The sequence below is a fragment of the Micromonospora sp. NPDC048887 genome, assembly GCF_040649715.1.
Classification (GTDB): domain Bacteria; phylum Actinomycetota; class Actinomycetes; order Mycobacteriales; family Micromonosporaceae; genus Micromonospora.
In genome coordinates this window covers 1-8,952 of record NZ_JBEZGA010000034.1, presented here as the reverse complement: position 1 = coordinate 8,952, position 8,952 = coordinate 1, and the positions used below count along the sequence as shown (strand labels likewise).

The following is an 8,952-nucleotide window of genomic DNA, read 5'->3' as shown; positions in this document are numbered from 1 at the left end:
GACAAAAACCTGACCAGTCCGGGGTATAAAACAATTGGCACTGGCTTTACAAGCACCCTGTTGAGTTCTCAAAGAACAACCACACACCAACCACAAGGCCCCACATCAGCGGAACCCCCAGCCGGGGCATCTCGTTCAAACACCCGCCGCTCTCGCGCCGGGCACTTTTACTACGTTACCTCACCGTCTCTGCCGTGTCAAACCGTGTGTCCCGGTCTGTCATGCTTCGTACGGGTCGGCGCCGCTGAGCACGCGCAGCAGTCACCCGCTGCACTTGATCATCGGATTTGGCAGGCCGGCCGCTGCGGTTTCCCGCGAGCTCGCCCGGTTCCCTGCCGGTCGACAACCTTACCCGGTCGGTTCCGCTCCGCCAAATCCGCCCTGCGGCGTTTCGGCGGGCCTCGCCCGGCCCGCGCCCGCACAAGGCGTAAGCCTCGCTCGGACCCGGTGCCAGCCCGTTTCGGCGCTCCCGGGCTTTCGTCCCGTTTGCCCCGTTCCGCGCTGGCAGAGAGAAAGTTACGCGTCTGCGGGTTTGAACGTCAAATCGAGGGGTAGCGGCGCGCGTCACACCCGACCGAAGCCGCCGGTGATCAAGGAGTTCGCGTCCCGATCAGCGTCCCCAGCGGACACAAACTCCTTGATCAACGGGGTGGGGACGGGCGGGACGGGGACGGGGACGGGCGAGGCGGGGAAGGGCGGTGGCGAGAGGCCAGCAGGGCGCGGACGCCCAGGGCTCCCACTGTCGTACCGATGGCCAGGGACGCGGCGATCAGGAGGGCGTGCACCCAGAGGAAGCCGGTCGGGCTGCCCTCGCCGACGACGCCGGCCGACCAGGCGCGCTCGTCGTTCCAGATGGCGAGCGCGAACCTCGGCCAGATCGCCCACGTCCAGACGCCGACGGCGACCAGGAACAGCGACCAACCACGTGACAGGACCATGGTCGGCCAGTATGCCAGCGCGCCGTCGTCCCAGCTCAGGCCCGCAACGGACGCCGCTCGTGTTTCCGGTGCCGCCGCCGGGGCACTGTCTCTGCCGAGAGCCGATTCGACGGAGGTGTGCCGATGCAGCCGTTCAGCCCGTGGACCTGGCGGGATCCGTCCGCCCTGGCCGGTGGATACGACCAGACCCGGCCGGGAGACGTGCCGCAGCAGCGCACCGGCGACGCGGACGACGGCCCCGACGCCCCCGGCCCGGGTACGCCGATCGACCTGACCGGCTACCGGGTAGAGGCGACGGACGGCCGGATCGGCTCCATCGACGAGGCGAGCGAGGACGCCGACGCGCGGTACCTGGTGGTCGACACCGGCCCGTGGATCTTCGGCAAGAAGGTGCTGCTGCCGGCCGGCACGGTGGCGCAGGTCGACCACCTGGACCGCGTCGTGCACGTGGACCGCACCCGGGAGCAGGTGAAGGAGTCACCCGCGTTCGACGCGGAGCACTTCGCCCATCCGGACTACCGGGAGCGGGTCGGCACCTACTACACGGAGAGCTATCGACAGCGGTAAGCACCGCGGGGGTGCAGCCACACGGGCCGGTGAACGGCTAACGTGTCAGGCATGACCCGTTCGCGCAGCCACCTCCCGGAGACCCGCAGTGGTCTTTCGGGCCACGCTGCCGACGGCCGGGAGCAGATCCTCGACGTACTTCGTGCCGGCGGACTCCGGTTCCGCGCCGGCGGGCGATGGCGGCGCTCGTTCTGACGAGCCCGCTCCACCGATCCGGGTGACACCCGGATCGTCTCCCGCGCATCCGCGCGTCCCCGCCAGCGAACGGCACGAAAGGCGTACGACCATGTCCTCCGCACGCATGCTCACCGGCGACCGCCCGACCGGGCGGTTGCACCTCGGCCACTACGTGGGCAGCATCGCCAACCGGGTGCGGCTGCACCAGCGCTACGAGAGCTTCTTCATCATCGCCGACCTGCACATGCTCACCACGCGCAACAGCCGCGCGGACATCGAGCAGGTGGCCCACAACGCCCGCGAGATGGTCACCGACATCCTCGCCGCCGGGGTGGAGCCGGAGCGGGCCACGTTCTATCTCCAGTCCGCGATCCCCGAGGTCGGCGACCTGAACACGCTGTTCCAGAACCTCATCACGGTGCCCCGGCTGGAGCGGGTGCCGTCGCTGAAGGAGATGACCCGCGACGCCGGCAAGGACGAGATGCCGTACGGCCTGCTCGGCTATCCGGTCCTCCAGGCCGCCGACATCCTCTGCGTGAAGGGGCAGGTCGTGCCGGTCGGGAAGGACAACGCCGCGCACGTCGAGGTGACCCGGGAGATCGCCCGCCGGTTCAACCACCTCTACGGCGACGTCTTCCCGGTGCCCGAGATGCTCATGTCGGCCACACCCACGCTCGTCGGCACCGACGGCGCCGGGAAGATGAGCAAGAGCAAGGGGAACGCCATCGCGCTCTCCGACGACGCGGCGACGGTGCGCCGCAAGGTGATGGGGATGTACACCGACCCGAACCGGGTCCGCGCCGACGTGCCCGGCACCGTCGAGGGGAACCCGGTCTTCGAGTACCACGACGTCTTCAACCCGGACCGGGCCCAGGTGGCGGAGTTCAAGGCCCGCTACCGGGCCGGCCGGGTCGGTGACGTCGAGGTCAAGGAGGCGCTGGCGACGGCGCTGAACCGGTTCCTCGACCCGGTCCGGGAGCGCCGGGCCCGCTTCGAGGCACAGCCCGGCCTGGTCGACGAGCTGATCGTCTCCGGCACCGAGCGGACCCGCGTCGAGGTGCGCCGAACGCTCGTCGAGGTCCGCCGGGCAATGGGCCTGAGCAGCGCGTACACCCAGGTGCGGCGCCGGGCCGAGCGCTACCGCAAGGCCGTCGGCACCTCGGCCTGACCACGAGCCGGTCCGGGGTACGCACTTGCGCCGGCCCCGGACCGGCCGGTTACGCTACCGACATGGCCAGCTCGCACGCGTACCCGATGACGTCCACCGACGTCCGGCTCGGCGCGCTGCGACGCCGGCGGTCCCGCGACCGCCTGCGCTGAGCCTTCCCCTCCTGCGACCGGCGGATCGAGCCGCCGGTCGTCATCGATCGTCCTCGCTCCGCCGTCGCGTTCCCGTCAGGTGATCCGCGCGGCGGATCCACAGCGAGATCGGCGTACTCATGGATCTTGAAAGGTTGCTTGCCGACCGGCTGGCGCCCGCGTTCGCGGCGGTGGCCGGCATGCCGGTGGACCCGGCCGTGCGGCGCTCGCAGCACGCGGACTTCCAGTCCGACGCGGCACTGGGGCTGGCCCGGCGGCTCGGCCGTCCGCCGCGGGAGATCGCCGCGGAGGTACGGGAGCGCGCGTCCCTGGCCGACCTCTGCGCGGCGGTGGAGGTGTCCGGCCCGGGCTTCCTGAACCTGACGGTGTCCGGGCACGCGCTCGGCGGGCTGGTCTCCGCGCTGGCCGCCGACCCGCGGCTCGGCGTGCCGCCCGTGGCCGAACCGGAGACGGTGGTGGTCGACTACTCGGGGCCGAACGTGGCGAAGGAGATGCACGTCGGGCACCTGCGGTCGACGGTGATCGGGGACGCGGCGGCGCGGACGCTGGAATGGCTCGGCCACCGGGTGCTGCGCGCCAACCACCTCGGCGACTGGGGCACGCCGTTCGGCATGCTGATCGAGCACCTGCTCGACCTGGGCGAGGCCGGCGCGGCGCAGGAGTTGTCCATGGGTGACCTGGACGGGTTCTACAAGGCGGCGCGGGCGAAGTTCGACGACGACCCGGCGTTCCGGGAACGGTCGCGGCAGCGGGTGGTGGCGTTGCAGGGCGGCGACCCGGCCACGCTGCGACTGTGGCGGCTGCTGGTAACGCAGTCGGAGAGCTACTTCCTGACCGTGTACGACCTGCTCGACGTGACACTGAGCGGCGACGACTTCCGGGGCGAGAGCAGCTACCACGACCAGCTCGCGCCGACCGTCGAGGAACTGGACCGGCTCGGACTGCTGCGGCGGAGCGAGGGCGCGGACTGCGTGTTCCCGCCCGGGTCGGTGGGGCGTGACGGCGAGCCGCTGCCGCTGATCGTGCGCAAGTCCGACGGCGGGTACGGCTACCCGGCCACCGATCTGGCCGCGCTGCGGCACCGGACCGGCGCGCTCGGCGCGACAAGGCTGCTCTACGTGGTCGGGCTGCCGCAGCGGCGGCACTTCGAGATGGTGTTCGCGGTCGGCGCGCAGGCCGGCTGGCTGGCCACGCCGGTGCGGGCCGAGCACGTCGGGTTCGGCTCGATCCTCGGCCCGGACGGGCGGATGCTGCGCAGCCGGGCCGGCGGGTCGGTGAAGCTGGTCGGGCTGCTCACCGAGGCGGTCCAGCGGGCCACCGCGCTGGCCCGGGAACGCGATCCGGAGCTGAGCGAGGCGGAGGCCGCCGAGGTGGGACACGCGGTGGGCATCGGCGCGATCAAGTACGCCGACCTGTCCGGCGACCGGCACAAGGACTACGTGCTGGACTGGGAACGGATGCTGGCGCTGGAGGGCAACACCGCGCCGTACCTCCAGTACGCGTACTCCCGGGTCCGGTCGATCTTCCGGCGGGCCGGCGCGGCGACGCGACCGGACGCGGACGTCTCGCTCGCCGAGCCGGCCGAGCGGGCGCTCGCGATGGAGCTGGTCGGCTTCGCCGCGGTGGTCGAGGAGGTGGCGGGCACCATGGAGTTCCACCGTCTGACCGCCTACCTGCACCGGCTGGCGGTCGCGTTCAGCGCGTTCTACGAGCGGTGCCCGGTGCTGCGGGCGGATGCGCCGACGCGGGAGAGCCGGCTCGTGTTGTGCGAGCTGACCGCCCGGGTGCTGCGGCAGGGCCTGGACCTGCTCGGCATCCGCACCCCGGAACGGCTGTGAGGCCGCGGGGTCACTGGAAACCCGCGCAGCGGCTAGCGTGACGCATCGATCCGACGCAAGGGAGGCTGCCATGGCGAATCGACGCGCGGTACTCGCTCCGGGACGGGGCTACGACACCCGGGGCCCGCTCTTCGTCTACATCGGGGAGGCGTTGTGCCGGCTCGGTTTCGAGGTGCACGAGGTGACCTGGCGGTCGATCGGCGATCTGCGCCACGACGCCGCTCCGGAGTGGGTCGCCGAGCAGTTGGATCCGGTCCTCGACGCCGGGGTGGATCTGCTCGTGGGCAAGTCGCTCGGCAGTTTCGCCGCCCCGCTCGCCGCCGACCGGGGCATCCCGGCGGTCTGGCTGACGCCGCTGCTGACCGACCCCGCGGTACGGGAGCCGCTGGGCCGGGCCACCGCGCCGTTCCTGCTGGCCGGCGGCACCGCCGACCCGGTCTGGGACGGGGCGGTGGCGCGCCGGCTCACCCCGTACGTGGTGGAGGTCGCCGACGCCGACCACTCGATGATGGTGCCCGGGCCGTTGGCGGCCTCGGCCGAGGCGCTCGGGCGGGTCTGCACGGCGGTGGAGGAGTTCGCCGGCGCTACCGGCCGCTGACCGGTCAGCGGCGGCGGCGCCACGCCCACACGCCGTGCCACGGCTTGATCGCTCCCATGGCCGAGACGATAGACGTCGCTCTCCAGCCGGAGGGGACACCGCCGCCATCGAACCCGTGCGATCCTTCCTCCGCGGGCGCTTCGATCGTCGCCCGCGTTCATTCACGGGGAGGACCGGAATGCGTACCTTCGCGCCCACTTTCGGGCGTCTACTCGCGACAGCCACCACGTTCGCCGTCGGTTGCGCGACGGTCGTCGGCGCAGCCGCGACTCCGGCCGCGGCGGCCGTCGGCGGGCCCACCGAACTCACCACCGCCGGTCAGGCCTGCGCGGCCCAGGCGCCCGGGCCCTACCTGAGCCCGGTACGCCTCAACGACGCCAACGCCGTCGTGCTCCAGGGCACCTACAGCGGGACGCCGCAGAGCGCCGACCCGCAGGCCGACTTCCAGGTGTGGGACATCACCACGCCGGATGCCCCGCAGCAGTGGCTCACCGGCCTCGCCCCGCACAACAACCAGGTCTACGTCCAGCTCGAAGATCCCGATCGGCAGCGGCACGGTGTCACGTACGGGTGGCGGGTGCGCGTCCTCGACGGCGCCGACACGTCGCCGTGGAGTGCCACCTGCTACTTCACCATCGACCGCGTCGGCGGTCCGGCGCCGGACGTCGCCTCGGCGAAGTACCCGACTGGCGACTGGGAGAACGCCGGTGGCGGGGTCGGCGACACCGGAAGCTTCACCTTCACCTCGGCCTCCGACGACACAGTGAGCTACCAGTACCGGTTCTCCGGAACCGGCGACGAATATGTCGAGGTCCCCGCGGCGGGCCTCGGCGGACCGGCCACCGTCACCTGGACGCCGCAGGACGCGAGCCACCACTCGGTGATCGTGTACGCCATCGACCGGGCCGGAAACTGGTCGGAGCGCAACGTCTACGAGTTCTGGGTACGCGAGACGCGGCCCTCGGTCTTCTCCAGCGCCTATCCGGACTGGAGCACCAACCTGGACTACGGCGTGGGCGTGCCCGGCGCGTTCGAGTTCACCTCGAACGTCCCCGGCACGGAGTCGTTCGCCTGGCGTATCGACGGCGACGGCCCTTCCGGTTCGGTCGTGACCGGCGGCGAGCGCACGGTCACCGCGATGATCGCCCCGACCCGGGCCGGGCGGCAGACCCTGTACGTGCGCAGCGTCACCGCCGACGGTGCGACGCACCCGGAACGGGCCTACACGTTCGTCGTCGACAACGCACCCCGGGTCACCGGCGACGTCGACCGGTACGTGATCATCGGGTCGTCGCTCCGGTTCCACCTGGCCCCGCGCATGCCCGAGGTCACGTCCTACCTCTACTGGACGGCGGACTACAACGGCAGCGCGAGCCAGAAGACCGTCCTGCCGGCCGGCGCGGACGGCACCGCGGACCTGATCTGGACCGCCACCAGCGAGAGCACGCAGGCGCTGTACGTGCAGAGCCGCAGCGCCGACGGCACGCTCTCCGAGCCGCGGTTCATCTCCGTCTCGGTGTCGGGCGCCAGCCCGTACGTGACCCGCAGCGGCGGCGACGTCGTCGGGTCCACCGCCACCTTCACGGCGCGCACCGAGATGGTGAACGTCGTCGAGTACGAGGTGTTCCTCAACCGCGACCCGGCCACCCGGCAGGTGTTGCCGCCGGCGGCCGACGGCTCCGTCACCTTCCAGTACACGCTCAACGAGCGCGGCTACACCTACGTCACAGTGACGGCCCGCAACGCCGCCGGGGTGCGGACCACCGAGGGCGGGAACTCCTGGTCGGTCACCGACTCCCCGGTGGTCGTGTCGACGGACTTCCCCTCGTCGGGTTCCGGCAAGTTCGCGCCTGGCACCTTCACGTTCAAGCCCCGGCAGCCCGGCGCGGTGAAGTACACCTACCAGTTGCCCGGCGCCGACGGCACTGTCGCCGCCACGGCCGACGGCAGCGCGACGATCAGCTGGACTCCGCCGGACGCCGGCTACTACACGCTCTACGTGAAGAGCGTGACGGCGGACGGCGCGCAATCGCTGCAGACCTACTACTCCTTCTCCGTGGCGCCCGACCCGCTGACCGTGACGTCGGTGTCGCCGTCGTCGGTGGAGACCGGCGCGGTACGGACGATCACGATCACCGGCAGCGGCCTCCACCAGGAGGATCAGGTCACCGTCACCCCGGCCGGTGGCACCGCGATCGCCGCGACGGTGCGGAGCGTCTCGGCGGACCGCCGGACCCTCACCGCCGATGTCGACCTGACCTCCGCCGCTGTGGGCAAGGCTTCCGTCTCGATTCGGCCGGACGAGTGGAGCACGCCGGTCTCGCTCGCCGACGCGTTCTCGATCACCGCAGCTCAGGCTCTCCGGTCGGTGACCGCACCGGCGGTGACCGGCACGGTGGCCGTGGGGGCGACGGTGCGCGCGTCGACCGGGCAGTGGAGCCCGGCCGCCTCGGCGTACGCCTACCAGTGGGCGGCCGACGGCACCGCGATCAGCGGAGCGACCGGTTCGACGTACGTGATCCGGGCGTCCGAGCTGGGCAAGCGGCTGACCGTGACGGTCACCGCGACCAAGCCCGGGTACTCGTCCGGCCGGGCGACGTCGCAGGCCACGGTCCCGGTCGCGAAGGGCCCGGCGTTGCAGGCCACTGTCAACCCGACGATCACCGGTACGCCTCGGGTCGGGCAGACCGTGCAGGCAACCACCGGCACCTGGACGCCCACCGCCGACTCGTACCGCTACGAGTGGCGAGTGGGCGGGGAGCTGACCGGCACGACGACGAAGACGCTGACGTTGACCGCGGCGATGCGCGGCAAGGCGGTCACCGTGACGGTCGTCGCGGTGAAGGCGGGCTACGCCAACGGTCGTGCCACGAGCGCTCCGGTGACCGTCCGCGCGTGACGTCACCGGCCGGCCGGCCCGATCACGGGCCGGCCGGCCGGGCGGCCTTGCCGTCCAGCCACAGCGAGTCGCTGTCGTCCCGGTGCGAGCCGGTGGACCCGACGTGCTTGGCGCTGATCCTCGGCCCGTTCCTGATCACATGGTTGAGCGCCATCGCGTGTCCCCGGCCGAGCCCGTACTCGTCCTTCAGCCAGGCCACGACGACGCCCGCCTTCACGTCGGCCGCGTCATAGCCGCGCTCCCTGGCCTCGTCGACCAGGACGCGCGGGGTCTTGCCGGTCTTGTCCTCGATCGCGTCGAGGTACGCCTGGAACGACATCTGCCAAACCCTTCGCTCGGGAGGTGGTGACGACCTCCACCCTCCCGGGCGGGGTGGTTCCGATCAACGACGGACCGGACCACCACCGTTGCCTCCAGGGCAACGATCACCGCCGTCCGAGACGCCGGAGAGCCCGGCCCGCGAGATCGCGGGCCGGGCTCTCCAGATCTCGGGGTACGCGCTCAGCGCTGGAGGGTGAGGAGTCCGGGGCGGTAGGGCAGGAGGCCGTAGTCGCCGCCGGAGTTGGGGGAGCGGCCCTGGTAGAGCAGTTGGAGGTTGCAGGGGTCGACGGTGAA

At 71.6% G+C, this 8,952-nt stretch carries 7 protein-coding genes; 5 read left to right on the top strand and 2 right to left on the bottom strand.

Annotation, left to right across the window (positions count from 1 at the left end):
* Nucleotides 1-641: 641 nt before the first annotated feature.
* Nucleotides 642-938 (bottom strand): hypothetical protein, encoded by a 297-nt coding sequence (locus AB0C17_RS28940; protein ID WP_357481401.1) that lies wholly within the window; start codon nucleotides 936-938, stop codon nucleotides 642-644.
* Between the two features lie 123 nt (nucleotides 939-1,061).
* On the opposite strand from AB0C17_RS28940, the gene AB0C17_RS28935 reads away from it, so the two are divergent.
* The 5 genes from AB0C17_RS28935 (at nucleotide 1,062) to AB0C17_RS28915 (ending at nucleotide 8,337) form a co-directional block, all read left to right on the top strand.
* Nucleotides 1,062-1,505 carry a PRC-barrel domain-containing protein gene (locus AB0C17_RS28935; RefSeq protein WP_357381822.1) on the top strand — a complete coding sequence of 148 codons (444 nt, stop codon included), beginning with the start codon at nucleotides 1,062-1,064 and terminating at the stop codon, nucleotides 1,503-1,505.
* A gap of 286 nt (nucleotides 1,506-1,791) precedes the next feature.
* Nucleotides 1,792-2,850 (top strand): tryptophan--tRNA ligase, encoded by a 1,059-nt coding sequence (gene trpS / locus AB0C17_RS28930; RefSeq protein ID WP_357470903.1) that lies wholly within the window; start codon nucleotides 1,792-1,794, stop codon nucleotides 2,848-2,850.
* Nucleotides 2,851-3,121: 271 nt separating this feature from the next.
* The gene (gene argS / locus AB0C17_RS28925) at nucleotides 3,122-4,840 is read left to right on the top strand and encodes an arginine--tRNA ligase (protein ID WP_357470900.1); all 1,719 of its coding nucleotides are present in this window, start codon (nucleotides 3,122-3,124) and stop codon (nucleotides 4,838-4,840) included.
* Between the two features lie 70 nt (nucleotides 4,841-4,910).
* Complete coding sequence (locus AB0C17_RS28920; RefSeq protein ID WP_357381828.1) at nucleotides 4,911-5,438, top strand: alpha/beta hydrolase; 528 nt, start codon at nucleotides 4,911-4,913, stop codon at nucleotides 5,436-5,438.
* 178 nt (nucleotides 5,439-5,616) lie between these two features.
* A complete protein-coding gene (locus tag AB0C17_RS28915) occupies nucleotides 5,617-8,337 on the top strand; it encodes a hypothetical protein (RefSeq protein ID WP_357481398.1) in 2,721 nt (906 codons plus the stop codon).
* A gap of 22 nt (nucleotides 8,338-8,359) precedes the next feature.
* Here the strand turns inward: AB0C17_RS28915 and AB0C17_RS28910 are convergent, their stop codons facing one another.
* Nucleotides 8,360-8,656 carry a DUF4287 domain-containing protein gene (locus AB0C17_RS28910; RefSeq protein WP_357381832.1) on the bottom strand — a complete coding sequence of 99 codons (297 nt, stop codon included), beginning with the start codon at nucleotides 8,654-8,656 and terminating at the stop codon, nucleotides 8,360-8,362.
* Nucleotides 8,657-8,952: the final 296 nt, after the last annotated feature.

Bases quoted from the DNA above. Each gene is read 5' to 3' on its own strand.
- AB0C17_RS28935 (WP_357381822.1), top strand. From the start codon at position 1,062: ATGCAGCCGTTCAGCCCGTGGACCTGGCGGGATCCGTCCGCCCTGGCC.
- AB0C17_RS28940 (WP_357481401.1), bottom strand. From the start codon at position 938: ATGGTCCTGTCACGTGGTTGGTCGCTGTTCCTGGTCGCCGTCGGCGTC.
- AB0C17_RS28915 (WP_357481398.1), top strand. From the start codon at position 5,617: ATGCGTACCTTCGCGCCCACTTTCGGGCGTCTACTCGCGACAGCCACC.
- trpS (WP_357470903.1), top strand. From the start codon at position 1,792: ATGTCCTCCGCACGCATGCTCACCGGCGACCGCCCGACCGGGCGGTTG.
- argS (WP_357470900.1), top strand. From the start codon at position 3,122: ATGGATCTTGAAAGGTTGCTTGCCGACCGGCTGGCGCCCGCGTTCGCG.
- AB0C17_RS28910 (WP_357381832.1), bottom strand. From the start codon at position 8,656: ATGTCGTTCCAGGCGTACCTCGACGCGATCGAGGACAAGACCGGCAAG.
- AB0C17_RS28920 (WP_357381828.1), top strand. From the start codon at position 4,911: ATGGCGAATCGACGCGCGGTACTCGCTCCGGGACGGGGCTACGACACC.